Origin of the sequence: Streptomyces sp. NPDC090088, assembly GCF_044747345.1 — a bacterium.
GTDB lineage: Bacteria > Actinomycetota > Actinomycetes > Streptomycetales > Streptomycetaceae > Streptomyces.
The window spans coordinates 349,058-363,392 of the sequence record NZ_JBIVDZ010000008.1 but is presented as its reverse complement, the minus strand read 5'-3'; the positions used below and the strand labels follow the sequence as shown (position 1 = coordinate 363,392).

Annotated in this window: 14 protein-coding genes; 10 read left to right on the top strand and 4 right to left on the bottom strand. The window is 71.7% G+C overall.

All coding sequences use genetic code 11. The annotated features are described in order from the left end of the window. The 8 genes from ACIPSJ_RS35625 (at position 1) to ACIPSJ_RS35590 (ending at position 7,737) form a co-directional block, all read left to right on the top strand. Positions 1-660 (top strand): 4'-phosphopantetheinyl transferase, encoded by a 660-nt coding sequence (locus ACIPSJ_RS35625; protein ID WP_401352032.1) that lies wholly within the window; start codon positions 1-3, stop codon positions 658-660. Positions 661-725: 65 nt separating this feature from the next. Continuing rightward, on the top strand, positions 726-1,061 hold the full coding sequence (locus ACIPSJ_RS35620) for a winged helix-turn-helix domain-containing protein (RefSeq protein ID WP_359211081.1): 336 nt from the start codon (positions 726-728) through the stop codon (positions 1,059-1,061). Positions 1,062-1,084: 23 nt separating this feature from the next. After that, positions 1,085-1,318 (top strand): hypothetical protein, encoded by a 234-nt coding sequence (locus tag ACIPSJ_RS35615; protein ID WP_355710078.1) that lies wholly within the window; start codon positions 1,085-1,087, stop codon positions 1,316-1,318. Beyond that, on the top strand, positions 1,315-2,100 hold the full coding sequence (locus ACIPSJ_RS35610; protein ID WP_401352028.1) for a sensor domain-containing protein: 786 nt from the start codon (positions 1,315-1,317) through the stop codon (positions 2,098-2,100). Before ACIPSJ_RS35615 ends, ACIPSJ_RS35610 begins: the two co-directional genes overlap by 4 nt. Next, on the top strand, positions 2,072-2,869 hold the full coding sequence (locus ACIPSJ_RS35605) for an ABC transporter ATP-binding protein (RefSeq protein WP_355710081.1): 798 nt from the start codon (positions 2,072-2,074) through the stop codon (positions 2,867-2,869). The genes ACIPSJ_RS35610 and ACIPSJ_RS35605 overlap by 29 nt, the downstream gene beginning before the upstream one ends. Next, positions 2,866-5,409 carry an ABC transporter permease gene (locus ACIPSJ_RS35600; protein WP_401352026.1) on the top strand — a complete coding sequence of 848 codons (2,544 nt, stop codon included), beginning with the start codon at positions 2,866-2,868 and terminating at the stop codon, positions 5,407-5,409. The genes ACIPSJ_RS35605 and ACIPSJ_RS35600 overlap by 4 nt, the downstream gene beginning before the upstream one ends. 193 nt (positions 5,410-5,602) lie before the next feature. Further along, positions 5,603-7,111 (top strand): tryptophan halogenase family protein, encoded by a 1,509-nt coding sequence (locus ACIPSJ_RS35595; protein ID WP_401352519.1) that lies wholly within the window; start codon positions 5,603-5,605, stop codon positions 7,109-7,111. Positions 7,112-7,182: 71 nt separating this feature from the next. After that, entirely contained in the window at positions 7,183-7,737 is a 555-nt protein-coding gene (locus ACIPSJ_RS35590) for a flavin reductase family protein (protein WP_401352024.1), read from the top strand. Positions 7,738-7,749: 12 nt separating this feature from the next. On the opposite strand, the gene ACIPSJ_RS35585 is transcribed toward ACIPSJ_RS35590, so the two are convergent. Genes ACIPSJ_RS35585 through ACIPSJ_RS35570 form a run of 4 tightly spaced genes read right to left on the bottom strand, consistent with a single transcriptional unit; the run spans position 7,750 to position 11,530 of the window. Beyond that, the gene (locus ACIPSJ_RS35585) at positions 7,750-8,121 is read right to left on the bottom strand and encodes a DUF2255 family protein (RefSeq protein WP_401352022.1); all 372 of its coding nucleotides are present in this window, start codon (positions 8,119-8,121) and stop codon (positions 7,750-7,752) included. A gap of 42 nt (positions 8,122-8,163) precedes the next feature. Next, entirely contained in the window at positions 8,164-9,048 is an 885-nt protein-coding gene (locus ACIPSJ_RS35580; protein ID WP_401352019.1) for an aldo/keto reductase, read from the bottom strand. Then, positions 9,048-10,499: an MFS transporter gene (locus ACIPSJ_RS35575; RefSeq protein WP_401352017.1), complete on the bottom strand. Its 1,452-nt coding sequence runs from the start codon at positions 10,497-10,499 to the stop codon at positions 9,048-9,050. Before ACIPSJ_RS35575 ends, ACIPSJ_RS35580 begins: the two co-directional genes overlap by 1 nt. After that, positions 10,496-11,530, bottom strand: a complete 1,035-nt coding sequence (locus ACIPSJ_RS35570; protein WP_401352015.1) for an alcohol dehydrogenase catalytic domain-containing protein — start codon at positions 11,528-11,530, stop codon at positions 10,496-10,498. The genes ACIPSJ_RS35575 and ACIPSJ_RS35570 overlap by 4 nt, the downstream gene beginning before the upstream one ends. A 209-nt stretch (positions 11,531-11,739) precedes the next feature. Here ACIPSJ_RS35570 and ACIPSJ_RS35565 point away from each other — a divergent pair, with 209 nt between their 5' ends. Both ACIPSJ_RS35565 and ACIPSJ_RS35560 read left to right on the top strand, forming a co-directional pair. Continuing rightward, positions 11,740-12,639 carry a helix-turn-helix transcriptional regulator gene (locus ACIPSJ_RS35565; protein WP_359227209.1) on the top strand — a complete coding sequence of 300 codons (900 nt, stop codon included), beginning with the start codon at positions 11,740-11,742 and terminating at the stop codon, positions 12,637-12,639. Between the two features lie 117 nt (positions 12,640-12,756). Beyond that, positions 12,757-14,223 (top strand): WGR domain-containing protein, encoded by a 1,467-nt coding sequence (locus ACIPSJ_RS35560; protein WP_359227207.1) that lies wholly within the window; start codon positions 12,757-12,759, stop codon positions 14,221-14,223. Positions 14,224-14,335: the final 112 nt, after the last annotated feature.

Below are 14,335 nucleotides of genomic sequence, written 5' to 3'. Positions count from 1 at the left end.
ATGATCGACGAGATACTTCCCGCGGCCGTCATGAGCGCCGAGTCCTTCGGGGACGAGCCGGACGCGTGGCTGTTCCCCGAGGAGCGGACCGCGCTGGGCGAGGTCGGCGAGGCGCGCCGCCGGGAGTACACGACGGTACGCCACTGCGCCCGCCGGGCCCTGGAGGGGCTGGGCCTGGCGCCGGCGCCGCTGGTGGCGGGCGTGCGCGGGGCCCCGCGCTGGCCCGCGGGCGTCGTCGGCAGCATGACCCACTGCGCCGGATACCGCGCCGCCGCCACCGCGCGCCGGTCCGAGGTGCGCACCCTCGGCATCGACGCGGAGCCCCACGGGCCCCTGCCGGACCGCGTACTGGAGTACATCGCGCTGCCGCGGGAGGCGGCGGAGGTCGCCCGGCTCGCCCGGCACCACCCCGAAGTGCACTGGGACCGGCTGCTGTTCTGCGCCAAGGAGGCCGTGTACAAGGCATGGTTCCCCGCGACCCACAGCTGGCTCGGCTTCGACGGGGCGGTGATCTCACCCGCGCCCGACGGCACCCTGCACGCGCGTGTCCTGTCCCCGGCCCCCTCGCAACAGGAGCCCGCACCGCGGGAGTTCACCGGGCGATGGCTGGCACGGGACGGCCTTCTGCTGGCGTGCGTGGTGTCCCCGGCCCTTGATTGACTGCGTTTCTGCCACGTGTAAGATTTGCCTTACACATGCGGTTCGGGGTGGCGGGAGGTGGGGTGTTGAACAGCGAGGAGCTTCTGGCCTTCCTGTCCGCCGTCGGTCATGTCCAGCGGCTCCGGGCCATCGCGGGCCTCGCCGACGGCCGAATGTACGTCAGTGAACTGGCCCGGCAGCTGGGCATGTCCCGCCCCCTGCTGTACATGCATCTGGAGCGTCTGGAGAAGGCCGGCCTGGTCGCCGGCCACCTCGAACTCTCCGACGACGGCAAGGCCCTGAAGTACTTCGAGCTGGTGCCGTTCGATCTGCACATCAACCTGCAGACGATTCTGGAGACCCTGCGCGCGGACGAGCCGCAGTCACCTGCGGCGGACGGGCCTGCCGATGAGGAAGGTTAGAACGTTATGAGGGGGACCCTGACATGACCGGCGCTGTTGTCGCCATCGCCATCGTCCTGATCGTCGTCGGAGGTATCACGGCGGCGGTGGTCTCGCACTTCAGACTGCAGCGCCACCGCGCCGACGCCGTGGCCATGGCCTCGTACCGCAAGCTCGCCGAAGAGGCAGTCGCCCGGCAGGAGGCCTTGCAGGCCGAACTGGCCGAGCTGAAGGCCCGGGTGAGTTCGATCGACGACATGCTGCGGAGGATCGAGTGAGCCGGGCGGTACCCGGGCGCCTGCGCCCGCCGGCCTCCCTGGTCAGACTTCCGCTGTCCGCCGCCCCCTGGCTCGCCGCCGCCTACCTCGCCAGCTATCCCCTGGTCGGAGGTGCCCTGTTCGCCGTGGCGACGGCCGCCTTCCTGGGCGGCGTGGTGTTCAGCCAGTTCACGGTGACCGTGCCGCTGATCGTCGGCTCGGTATGGGTGATCCGGGGCTGCGCGCAGGTCGAGCGGGGCCGCGCCACCCTCGTCGACCGGCCGATACCGTACCGGTACAGCGAGGTCACCGAGCCCGGCCTGGCCGCCCGCCTCAGGATCCGCTGCGGGGATCCCGCGATCGCCCGCGACTGCGCCTACCTCATCCTCCTCTTCCCTCCGCTGCTGGTCCTGGACCTCTTCGCGCTGGTCGTCTGGCTGGTGTCCCTCGGCTGTCTCACGCTCCCCCTGTGGTACCGGGCGACGGACATCCCCGGCGGGCTCTCCGACGCGGACGGCCCGCTCGCGTGGGTCCACACCCTCCCCGGGGCACTGACCCTCGCGCTCGTCGCGCTCGTCCTGCTTCCCTTCACCGCCCGGCTTCTCCTGGCCACCGCGCGGCTGCACCTGACCGTCGCCCAGGCGGTGCTCCGCCCGCCCGGCGACCCGCTCGCGGAAGCCAAGGGCGTGCTCGACCGCCCTGGTCCGCTCTCCGTCGTCGCTGGTGGCCTTCGCGCCGACACCCCCACAGAACCGACAGAAAACGGGGAATCCCATGAACCGAACACCGGCCGGGCCTTCTGACACGGTCATCCACCTGGACTCCGTGCACAAGGTCTACGGCGGCGGCAAGAACAAGGTGACCGCTCTCGACGGAGTCACCATCAGTCTGCGGAGGGGGACCTTCACCGCGGTGATGGGCCCGTCCGGATCGGGCAAGAGCACCTTCCTGCACTGCGCCGCCGGGCTGGACCGGCCGACGTCCGGCTCGGTCCGGCTCGACGGCGTGGACCTGTCCCCGCTCAAGGAGAAGGAGCTGACCAAGCTGCGACGCGAGCGCGTCGGCTTCGTCTTCCAGGCGTTCAACCTGATGCCCGCGCTGAACGTACGGGACAACGTCACCCTGCCCTTACGCCTGGCGGGACGCCGCCCCAAAGCCGCCGAGGTCGACGAGGTCATCGAACGCGTCGGCCTCGCTTCACGTCAGAAGCACCGCCCCGGCGAACTCTCCGGCGGCCAGCAGCAGCGGGTGGCCATCGCCCGCGCGCTCGTCACCCGGCCCGCCGTGGTCTTCGGCGACGAGCCGACCGGAGCCCTGGACACCCGGACCGCCCGCGAGGTCCTCGGACTGCTGCGCGAGGCCGTCCAGTGGTCCGGGCAGACCATCGTGATGGTCACGCACGACCCCGTGGCCGCCGCGCACGCGGACCGCACCCTCTTCCTCGCCGACGGCAGGATCGTCGACGCACTGGAGCGTCCGACCGCCGACGTGGTCGCCGAGCGCATGACCCACCTCGGTGCCTGGGCCGAGGAACGGACCACGCACGACCGGCAGTACGGAGCGGCCCAGTGATCGGCCTCGCGCTGCGCTCCCTGAAGTTCTACAAGGGGGGCTTCGTCGCCTCCTTCATCGCGCTGTTCTTCGGCGCCGCCATCGTGATCGCCTGCGGCGGGCTGCTGGAGACCGGAGTGCGCGAACTGGCCGCGCCGCAGCGGCTCCAGGCCGCCCCGATCGTCCTCACCGGGGACCAGGGCTACCCCGGTTCCAACAAGGTCTTCCGGGAGCGGGTCCGGCTCGACGCGTCCGCGGTGTCCAAGGCCGAGGCGGTGTCCGGTGTCCGGGCGGCCGTGCCGGACATCTCCGTCCCGGCCGTGGTCGTCCCGGCCGGCGGCAAGGGCGGCGTCACCGTCACGGGCCACGGCTGGGACTCCGTCCGGCTCGGACCGTACCGCCTGGTCCAGGGCAGCGCGCCGAGCGCCGCCGGCCAGATCGCGCTCGACTCGCGGCTCGCCGCCCGGGCCGGTGCCAAGGCGGGCGACCAGGTCACCCTCGGCGTGCACGGCACCCTGGCCACGTACCGGGTGACCGGGCTGGTCAGCGGTCCCGGTGCCGCCGGGACGCTGTTCCTCGCGGACACCGACGCGGCACGGCTGGCCCCGCAGCAGGGCAAGGTCGACTCCATCGGCGTCCTCACCCGCCCCGGCACGGACGACAGCCGGGTGCGGGCCGCGCTCGCCGACGCGTTCGCGGGCGACCCGGTCTCCGTGCTGACCGGCGACCAGCGGGGCCGTGCGGAGTTCCCCGACGTGGTGATCCACGGCAAGAACCTGGTCTCCATGTCGGCCGTGTTCGGCGGACTGGCCGCGATGGTCACGGTGTTCGTGGTGGCCAGCACACTCGGACTGTCCCTGCAGCAGCGGCAGCGGCAGATGGCCCTGCTGCGCGCGATCGGCTCGACACCCGGCCAGGTCCGCCGCATGGTGCTCGCCGAGACGTTCACCGTCGCCGTCCTCGCCACCGCGCTGGCCTGCGTGCCCGGACCACGTCTCGGGCACTGGCTGCTGGGCCGGTTCGTGGACGCGGACGTGGTGCCCGACGTGATGATCTACCGCAGCGGATGGATCCCGATGGTGGCCGGCGCCGGGGCGGCGCTGCTGACCGCACTGGGCGCCGCCTGGATCGCGGCCCGCGCCGCCGCCCGCACCCGCCCGACCGAGGCGTTGGCCGAGGCCACGCTGCAGCGTCGCGGGCTCAACTGGATCCGGGCGGTCTTCGCCGTGCTCTGTCTGGCGGGCGGCACCGCGCTCGCCCTGGTCACGATGAACGTCGACGGCGCCACGGCGGGCAGCACGGCCACCCCGGCCGCGATGCTGTGGGCGGCCGGCTTCGGTCTGCTGGGTCCCGTCCTGACCCGGCTGATGACGGCCCTGCTGCGCTGGCCGCTGCGCGCTGTCACCGGCCTCTCCGGGCAGCTGGCCGTCCTCAACGCCAAGGCCCGGGCGACCCGGCTGGCCGGCGCGGTCATGCCGGTCATGCTCGCCACCGGCATGGCCACCGCCCTGATCTACCTCCAGACGACCCAGAACCAGGGCGCCCAGCAGGCCTTCGAGGAGAACCTCCGCGCCGACCTGGTGCTCACGTCGGTGACCGGCGGGGTGCCCGCGTCCCTGGCCGCCCGTCTCGACAAGGAGCCCGGCGTGGCGGCGGCCTCCGCCTATGTGCCGAGCTCCGGCTTCCTGGAGCCGTCCAAGGCCGCGCTGGCGGCGTACGACGGCAAGGGCCGCAAACCGAAGGGCACCCCCGTGCAGATCACCGGAGTGTCCGCGACCGGCATCGGGCGCACCACGGCGATCCGCGCGGTGAGCGGCAGCCTCTCCGATCTGACCGGGGACACCGTGGCCCTGCCCGAGTCCTCCGCCGGGGGACACCGCATCGGCGAGCGGATCCCCATGCGGTTGGGCGACGGCACGAAGGTCGAGCCCCGCCTGGTGGCGACCGTCGGCGACCAGCGCGGATACGGCGCGGCCCTGATGCCGGCCGCCACCGTGGCCGCGCACACCACCGACGGCACGGTGCCGCAGATCCTGGTCGCGGCCGACGCCGGCTCCGACACCGCGCGGCTCGCCACCGAACTCACCGGCTCCACCGCACCCTTGCCCGGGCTGCGCGCGGCCGACCGCGCCGACCTGGTCAGCGCCTCGGCCGAGCAGAACGACACCCAGACCTGGGTGGCCTACCTCCTGGTCGCCCTGGTCGTCGGATACGCGGCCATCGCCCTGGTGAACTCGCTGGTGATGGCGACCGGCGAACGACGACGGGAGTTCACCCTCCAGCGACTCGTCGGCGCGACCCGGGGCCAGGTGATGCGGATGATGACGGTGGAGGCACTGCTGACCGCGCTGGCCGGCCTGGGGCTCGGCATGCTGGTCGCCGTCGCGACCCTGGTTCCGCTGAGCCAGGCCGTGCTCGCCCGGTCGACGCCCGCCGGTCCGCCGTCGATCCTGCTGGCGGTCCTCGCCGCGGCACTCGTCCTGACGGTCGGTACGACACTGCTGACCGCCCGGCTGGCGCTGCGCACCCGGCTCTCGTCGGCCATCGGCAGCCGCGATTGAACTGAACCCCGACTGCCTCACCTTTTCCACCAGCGTATTTCGTCCACCACTTAACAACGTGGTGGACGAAGCCTTGTCAAACCTACGCTCGCTCTTATGGCGTTGCAGCCCATCGGAATCCATCTCGTCGCAGAATTGGAGTATTTCGGTGCTGAATAGAGTAGTGATCGTGGGTGGTGGTACCGCCGGCTGGATGACCGCGTCGTACCTCAAGGCAGCCTTCGGTGACCGGATCGACCTCACCCTCGTCGAATCCGGAAAGGTCGGCACCATCGGCGTCGGCGAAGCCACGTTCAGCGACATCCGGCATTTCTTCGAGTTTCTCGGACTCAAGGAATCGGACTGGATGCCGGCGTGCAACGCCACATACAAGCTCGCGGTGCGTTTCGAGAACTGGCGCAAGCCGGGTCATCACTTCTACCACCCGTTCGAGCAGATGCGGTCCGTCGACGGCTTCCCGCTGACGGACTGGTGGCTCAAGAACGGCCGCACCGACCGGTTCGACGCGGACTGCTTCGTGATGGCGAACATCTGCGACGCCGAGCGCAGCCCCCGGCACCTCGGCGGCGCCATGCTGTCGCAGCCGTACGACGAGCACGGCGACGAGCCCCAGGGCCTGACGATGTCGGAGCACCAGGGCAAGACCCAGTTCCCGTACGCCTACCACTTCGAGGCCGCGCTGCTGGCGAAGTTCCTCACCACCTACACGGTGGAGCGCGGTGCGAAGCACATCGTCGACGACGTCAAGGACGTCAAGCTCGACGAGCGCGGCTGGATCAGCAGCGTGGTCACCGCCGAGCACGGCGAACTGACCGGCGACCTGTTCATCGACTGCACCGGTTTCCGCGGACTGCTGCTCAACAAGGCCCTGGAAGAGCCCTTCGTCTCCTTCCAGAACACCCTGCCCAACGACAGCGCCGTCGCCCTCCAGGTGCCGCAGGACATGGAGGCGCGGGGCATCCGGCCCTGTACCACCGCCACCGCGCAGGACGCGGGATGGATCTGGACCATCCCGCTGTACGGCCGTATCGGCACCGGGTACGTGTACGCGAGCGACTACCTGTCCGCCGACGAGGCCGAGCGCACCCTGCGCGAGTTCGTGGGTCCGGGCGCGGCCGACGCCGAGGCCAACCACATCAAGATGCGCATCGGCCGCAGCAGCCGCTCCTGGGTCAACAACTGTGTGGGCATCGGCCTGACCAGCGGCTTCGTCGAGCCGTTGGAGTCGACCGGCATCTTCTTCATCCATCACGCGGCCGAGCAGCTGGTCAAGAACTTCCCCGGGGCCGACTGGAACCCGGTGCAGCGCGACAGCTACAACAGCTCCGTCGCCCATGTGATGGACGGCGTCCGCGAGTTCCTCGCCCTGCACTACGCGGCCGCCGCGCGCGACGACACGCAGTACTGGAAGGACACCAAGACCCGGGAGCTGCCCGACGGTCTGGCCGAGCGGATCGAGCACTGGAAGTACCAGCTGCCGGACTCCGAGTCGGTCTTCCCCTACTACCACGGGCTGCCGCCGTACTCCTACATGTGCATCCTGCTCGGGATGGGCGGCATCGACCTCAAGCCGTCCCCGGCGCTCGCGCTCGCCGACGGCGGCGCGGCGCTCAAGGAGTTCCAGTCGGTGCACGACCAGGCCGCCGCTCTCATCGGCCGGCTTCCGACGCAGTACGAGTACTTCACGCACATGCGCCGCTGACCCCGCGGGCGCCGCGGCGGCCCCTCCGGCCGTCGCGGCGCCGCGTCCGTCGCCCCAGGGAGCCACCCCCCGTGACCGAACTCACCCGCCTCAACGAATCCGCACGGCCGGCGGCCCCGGCGTCCGTCGCCGAGGGCCAGCGCGCCATGATGAGCGGCTTCCCCACCGGGGTCGCCGTCCTCACCACGACCGAACCCGACGGCACACCCCGCGGGATGACGATCTCCTCGGTGTGCAGTGTCACGCTGGACCCGCCCGTCCTGCTGGTCTGCCTCCGCGGCGGCAGTCCCACCCTGCGCTCGGTCCTGGACACCGGCCGGTTCGCGGTGAACCTGCTGCACGGCGCCGCCCGGCCGGTCGCCGAACTGTTCGCGTCGGGCGCGCCCGACCGGTTCGACCGCGTGCGCTGGGAGTACGACGCCGACGACCCGTACACGGCGGGCCCCCATCTCCTCCACGACGCACACGCCGTCGCGGACTGCCAGGTCAGTGACGAGCACCGCAGCGGGGACCACCTCGTGGTCTTCGGCAGCGTCCTGCGCGTCACCCCGTTCGCGGATCGGCAGCCGCTCGTCTACGGCAAGCGCCAGTACCGGGCGTGGCCGGTAGGCACGGACGTCCACTAGCCGCGGGGGAAGTCAGCGGGGTTCGAGGCGGAGGGTGGAGGCGCGGGCGGTGTCGGTCAGGACGTGTTCGACGACGGCCGTGTACCGGCCGTACTTCTCGCGGTAGGCGGCGTCCACGGCCGGGTACTCGCCGGGATCGGCCGGGCGGAAGGCCACGTCCCGGCGTACACCGCCCGCGGTGACACGGCCCTGGTGACGGGACCGGACGCCCCGGTACCAGGGGCCGGCGGTGCCCTTGACCGAGCGGACGTAGAGCTGGCCACCGGAGCGGACGACCCACATGGTCACGGGGGCGCGCAGGGTGCCGTCCGCGCGCTCGGACTCCAGGTCCAGTTCCTCCGCGGCGCCGGCCTCGGCCAGGTCCGCGTCGTTCCAGTGCGTCATGGTTTCTCCTCCATTTCGGCGAAGGTCGCCCCGTCGGCCCGGTCAGGCTTCGGGGATGGCGCGGCCGTAGGTCGCGAGGGTGACGTTCTCGGGTTCGGGGCCGCCGCGGCGGCCGGTCTCCAGCGCGTCGAGGGCGGTGAGCTGCTCGGCGGTGAGCTCGAAGTCGAAGACGTCGATGTTCTCCGCGATGCGTGCGCGCCGGGTCGACTTGGGGATGACCGAGCGGCCCTGCTGGAGACCCCAGCGCAGCAGCACCTGGGCCGGGCTCTTGCCGTGCGCCTCGGCGATCCGGGTGACGGCGGGGTCCTGGAGGACGCTCCTGCGGTCCTCGCCGTAACCCGGGTAGAAGGTGATCCCGCCGATGGGGGACCAGGCCTGGTCGAGGATGCCGTGTTCGGCGTCGAGGTCGAGCACGGCCCGCTGCTGGAAGTAGGGGTGGATCTCCAGCTGGTTGACCGCGGGGACGACGGAGGCGTCGTCGAGCAGCGCGGTCAGGTGGCCGACCATGAAGTTGCTGACGCCGATGGCGCGGACCCTGCCGTCGGCCAGCAGCTTCTCCAGGGCGCGGTACGCGGCGAGCGTCCGCCCGAAGTCGGACGGCAGGGCCTGGTGCAGGATCAGCAGGTCGATCCGGTCCACACCGAGCTTGGCGGCACTCTTGTCGAAGCCGTGCAGGGTCTCGTCGTAGCCGTAGTCGCTGATCCAGATCTTGGTCTCGAGGAAGATCTCGTCGCGGGGCACGCCGGAGTCGCGTACGGCCCGGCCCACCTCGCGTTCGTTGCCGTAGGCGGCGGCCGTGTCGATGTGCCGGTAGCCGAGGTCGAGCGCGGACCTGACGGCGGCCATGGTCTCGTCGGGCGGTGTCTGGAAGACACCGAGCCCGAGCGCGGGCATCTCGACGCCGTTGTTGAGGGTGAGGGTCTGCATCACAGGGACCTTTCGTGGCGGGTGGCCCGGGCGGGCACGATGAGGACGAGGACGGTCAGGACCGCCAGTGCGAGCAGCACGGCGGAGCCGGTCAGGGCCGTTCCCGAACGGGCCGCGATGTCGGCGGGCGCGTGGCCGGTGGAGACGGCGGCGACGGTGGTGGTCAGGATGCTCAGGCTCAGCGCGCTGCCGATCTGGTGCACGGTGTTGACCAGGCCCGAGCCGGCCCCCGCGTCCTCCGGGGCGATGCCGCCGACGCCGCTGGAGGTCAGCGGGGCCAGCGTCAGGCCCTGGCCGGCGCCGATGAGCACCATCGGCAGCGCCACGCCCGTCAGGAAGGGGGTGTGCAGGCCGAGGCGGCTGAGCCAGGCCATGCCCGCCGCGGTCAGGACGACTCCGGTCAGGAGCACCAGGGGCCGGCCGGCCCTCTCCAGCAGCCGCGGCACCTGCACGGCGAGTACGAAGTTGACCAGCGTCATCGGCAGGAAGGCGAGCCCGGCCTGCAGCGGCGTCCAGTGGTAGACGCTCTGCACGAACTGCGCGGTGAAGAAGAAGAAGCCCATCATCGCGCCCATGTAGAGCATCCGGGTGACGTACGCGCCGCTGCGCTCCCGGCTCGCGAACAGCCGCAGCGGCACGATCGGCTGCGCGGCCCGCCGCTCCACCCCGACGAACGAACCCAGCATCACCACGCCGGCCACCAGCGGCACCAGGGTGGCGGGAGCGGTCCAGCCGAAGTCGGCCGCGTCCACGATGCCGAGGACCAGCGCGGTCGAGCCCAGCGTCGCCAGCAGCGCCCCGGCCACGTCGAAGCGGCCTCGCCGGCGCTCGGTCTCGGGCAGGAACCGCGCCGCCGGAGCCATCATCAGGACGCCGATCGGGACGTTCAGGAAGAACCCGGCCCGCCATGAGACGAGGTCGGCGACCAGCCCTCCGACGACCAGGCCGAGAGCGGCACCGAGACCGGCGACGGCGCTGTAGGCGGCCATCGCCCGGTCACGGGCCCTGCCCTCGGCGAAGCCGCGCGTGAGCAGGGACAGGGCGGAGGGGGCCAGCACGGCGGCTCCGACGCCCTGGAGGGCGCGTGCGCCGATCAGCCACCACGGGGTCTGCGCGGCGCCCACCAGGAGCGAGGTCAGTGAGAAGACGGCCAGCGAGAACAGGAACACCCTGCGGTGTCCGAACAGGTCACCTGCCCGGGCCCCCAACAGCAGCAGTCCGCCGAAGACCAGGACGTAGGCATTGGTGATCCAGGACAGACCGGTCTCGGAGAACCCCATGTCGGAGCGGATCCGCGGCAGCCCGGTGAAGACGATCGAGTTGTCGAGGATGACCATGAAGTAGCTGACGCAGATGATCGCGAGGATCACCGTCGCGTGGACCGGCGCACCGTCCGGCCGCTCCGTCGCGGCCGGGGAGTTCACCGTGCTGATCACACGCGGCCCGTTCACGGTCGTACCAGCGCCTTGAGGGCCTCGCGCGCGTCCATGGCCCGGTATCCCTCGGCGACCTCGTCGAGTCCGACCGTGCGGTCGAAGACCCGGCCCGGCTCGATACGGCCCTCCAGGATGTCGGGGAGCAGCTCGTCGATGTAGGCGCGGGCCGGGGCGGGGCCTCCGGTCAGGGTGATGTTGGGACCGAAGAGGCTGCCGAAACCGACCGGGGCCTCCTCGTACTGGGGGACGCCCACCCGGCTGATGGTGCCGCCGGGGCCGACCACGCCGTACGCCTGCTCGTAGGCGGGCCGGTGGCCGACCGCTTCGAGGACGATCGGGCTGCCGCCGCCGGTGAGCTCGCGCACTTTCTCGATGCCTTCGCCGCCGCGCTCGGCGACCACGTCGGTCGCGCCGAACGCCCGGCCGAGGTCGGTACGGGCCCGGTGCCGGCCCATGAGGACGATCTGCTCGGCGCCGAGCCGCCGGGCGGCGAGCACGGCGAGCAGGCCGACGGCGCCGTCCCCGATCACCGTGACGGTGCTGCCGGGCCGCACCCCGCCGCGGACGGCGGCGTGGTGGCCGGTGCCGAGCACGTCGGACAGGGTGAGCAGGGACGGGACGAGCGCGTCGTCGGCGCCCACCGGCAGCCGGACCAGGGTGCCGTCGGCCAGCGGCACGCGGACCGCCTCGCCCTGACCGCCGTCGACGCCGTCGCGGGCCCAGAATCCGCCGTGCTCGCAGGAGGTCTGCAGCCCGGCCCGGCAGTAGGCGCAGGTGCCGTCCGAGTAGGCGAACGGAGCGACGACGAGGTCGCCCTTGCGCACCGTCCGGACGTCGCCGCCGGTCTCCTCGACCACGCCGATGAACTCGTGTCCCATGCGAACGGGGCCGTCGGAGCCGGGCATGGACCGGTACGGGTGCAGGTCGCTGCCGCACACACAGGCCGTGGTGACGCGGACCACCGCGTCGGTGGCCTCCTTGAGGGACGGATCGGCGACCTGCCCGACGCGGACGTCGCCGGCTTCGTACATGAGTGCTGCGCGCACGGTGTTCCTTCGGTTCGGTGTCGTGTTCGGGCCGGTTCCGGACTCGCGGGCCCGGGCCTCCTCCAGAGAACCGCGCCCCGGCGCGCGGGTGGGAGTCACTGCTCTTCCAGGTAACGGCAGTACCTCGCAGGCGCTCGCCGACGGACCTACCGTGAAGTGGCCGGCAGAGATCGGTACAGATCCACGCCGCCCCATCAGGAGGAGCCCCCGTGCCCGACAGCGACAAGAAGAACCAGGCCGCCGAGGTGCGCGAGTTCCTGAGCACCCGGCGGGCGCGCATCACGCCGGAGCAGGCCGGGCTGCCGGTCCACGGCGGCGGCAACCGCCGGGTCGCGGGTCTGCGCCGGGAAGAGGTCGCCCTGCTGGCGGGCATGAGCGTGGACTACTACATCCGGCTGGAGCGCGGGAATCTCAGCGGCGCCTCCGACTCGGTGCTCGAATCCCTCGCCCACGCGCTGCGGCTCGACGAGGCCGAACGCACGCACCTCTACGACCTCGCCCGGGCGGCGACCCCGTCGGTCCGCCGGTCCGCGGTGACCGCGTCCCGGGTGCGGCCCACGATCCTGCGGCTGCTCGACTCCATGACCGGCGTGCCGGCGTACGTACGCAACGCCCGCTTCGACCTGCTGGCCGCCAACGCGCTGGGGCGGGCCCTGTACGCACCCGTCTTCGACTCGCCGCTGTTCGCCCGGCGCGGGCCGGTCAACAGCGCTCGCTTCATGTTCCTGGACCCCGCCAGCAGGGATTTCTGGGCCGACTGGGACAAGGGCGCCGACGATTCGGTGGCCTTCCTGCGGACCGAGACGGGCCGGGCGCCGCACGACAAGGCGCTGACCGACCTGATCGGAGAGCTGACGACGAGGAGCGACGACTTCGCCCGCCGGTGGGCACGCCACGACGTGAAGTTCCACCGCTCCGGTGTGAAGAACCTGCACCATCCGCTGGTCGGCGATCTCGCCCTGCCCTACGAGGCGATGGACCTGCCGTCCGACCCCGGCCTCCGGCTCAACTTCTACACCCCCGAACCGGACTCGCGGGAGTGGGAGGCGCTCGCCCTCCTCGCCAGCTGGTCGAGCACCGGCACGGTCGCCTCCGCCGGGAACGACTGACCGGCGAACGACCGGCTCCCCGAGTCCGCCGGGCGGTCGCTGTCAGTGGTGGCCATTAGTTTGGGATCACTGGAGATCGGCCGCACCGGCCGGCCAGGCCTTGGGGAGGGGTGTGCGGTGTCCGCTGCGCAGGCACGACAGTCGGGGAGCACGACGTATCTGGAGCTGTCCCAGGAGAGCGGCGGTGCCCACAAGTTCTACGAGGTGACCGTGGAGGGCCTGGTCGTCTCCGTACGGTACGGACGGATCGGCGTGGACGGGCAGCGCCAGACCTCGTCCTTCGCCACCGTCGAGAAGGCGCAGGCAGCGGCGGCGAAGAAGATCGCCGAGAAGGTCCGCAAGGGGTACGCGCCCGCCGTGCGGGGGCAGCGCGCGGCCCGTCCCGTGACCCGCCGTCAGGTGACCTCCGCCCCGTCCACGGCCCGGGCGACCGCCCCGGTGCTGTGGCGGTTCCGCACGGGTGCCTCCGCGTTCGGCATCCATGTGGACGAGGACCGCTGCTGGGTCGGCAACCAGCAGGGCAGCGTCTACAACCTGAGCCACGACGGCGAGGTGCTGGCCCACTACTCCCTGCCCGACGGTGTGAAATGCCTGGTGGCGGACGACTTCTGGATCTACGCGGGCTGTGACGACGGCCGGGTGTACGACCTCTCGGCGAAGGTGCCGTTCGCCGCCTACGAGATCGCGGCCGAGGTCGACATCTTCTGGCTGGACATCCACGCGGGCGTGCTGAACGTCTCCGACCGCAACGGCGGCCTGACGGTCATCGACCACGAGGACGAGCTCCAGTGGTCGCGCAACTCGTCCGGGGAGCAGGGGTGGATGGTGCGCGCCGACGAGCGGGCCGTGTACCACGGGCACAGCAGCGGTGTGACGGCGTACGCGGCCGACGGCACCAGGCAGCTCTGGCACACCGCGACCAGCGGCAACGTGCTCTTCGGCTGGCAGGAGCAGGACGCGGTCTACGCCGGGACGGGGCGGCGGGTCGTCCAGCGGCTCGCCAAGTCCTCGGGGGCCGTCGAGGCCTCGTACCAGTGCGACGCCGCGGTGTACTCGTGCGCCACGTCCCCCGGTGGCCGGTACGTCTTCGCGGGGGACTCCGCCTCCTCCGTCTACTGCTTCACCGCCGACGGCACCCGGCTGTGGAAGCTCGGCACGGGCGGCGGCTCGGCGCTCTCCATGCAGTACCACGACGAACGGCTCTACCTCGTCTCCACCGACGGCTCGCTCGCCTGCGTCGACGCGAGCGAGGCCGCGATCAACGCCGCCCAGTCGGGCACCGTCCCGGTCGCCGCGGACATCAAGCTGGCGGCCGCCCTGCCGACGTACGCGCCGCTGACCACCGCCGCCTCCGTCGCCACGGTCAGCGCCGTGCCCGAGGCGGGCGGCGGGGTCGTCGTGGAGTGCTTCGAGCAGAGCGGCCGGGTGCGCGTGCGGGTGGTCTCCGACGGCTACGAGCCGGGCTGGAACGTCCAGTTCCCGCGTGCGATACGCCAGCCCGGCGCACGCTATGTGGTGGACGCGCTGCACTCCTCCTCGGGCGGCTTCTACCGCGTGCGCGGAGAGATCAGGCGTCTGGTGTGAGAGGCCCCGGCCTCCGGCTCCATCTGCCCGACTAGGTCCGCTTTAGTACCTTTCCGTGGTGTTTATGCGTCAATGCCCTGTCCTGAAAGTGTGTCAGCGTACAGGTGTGGCA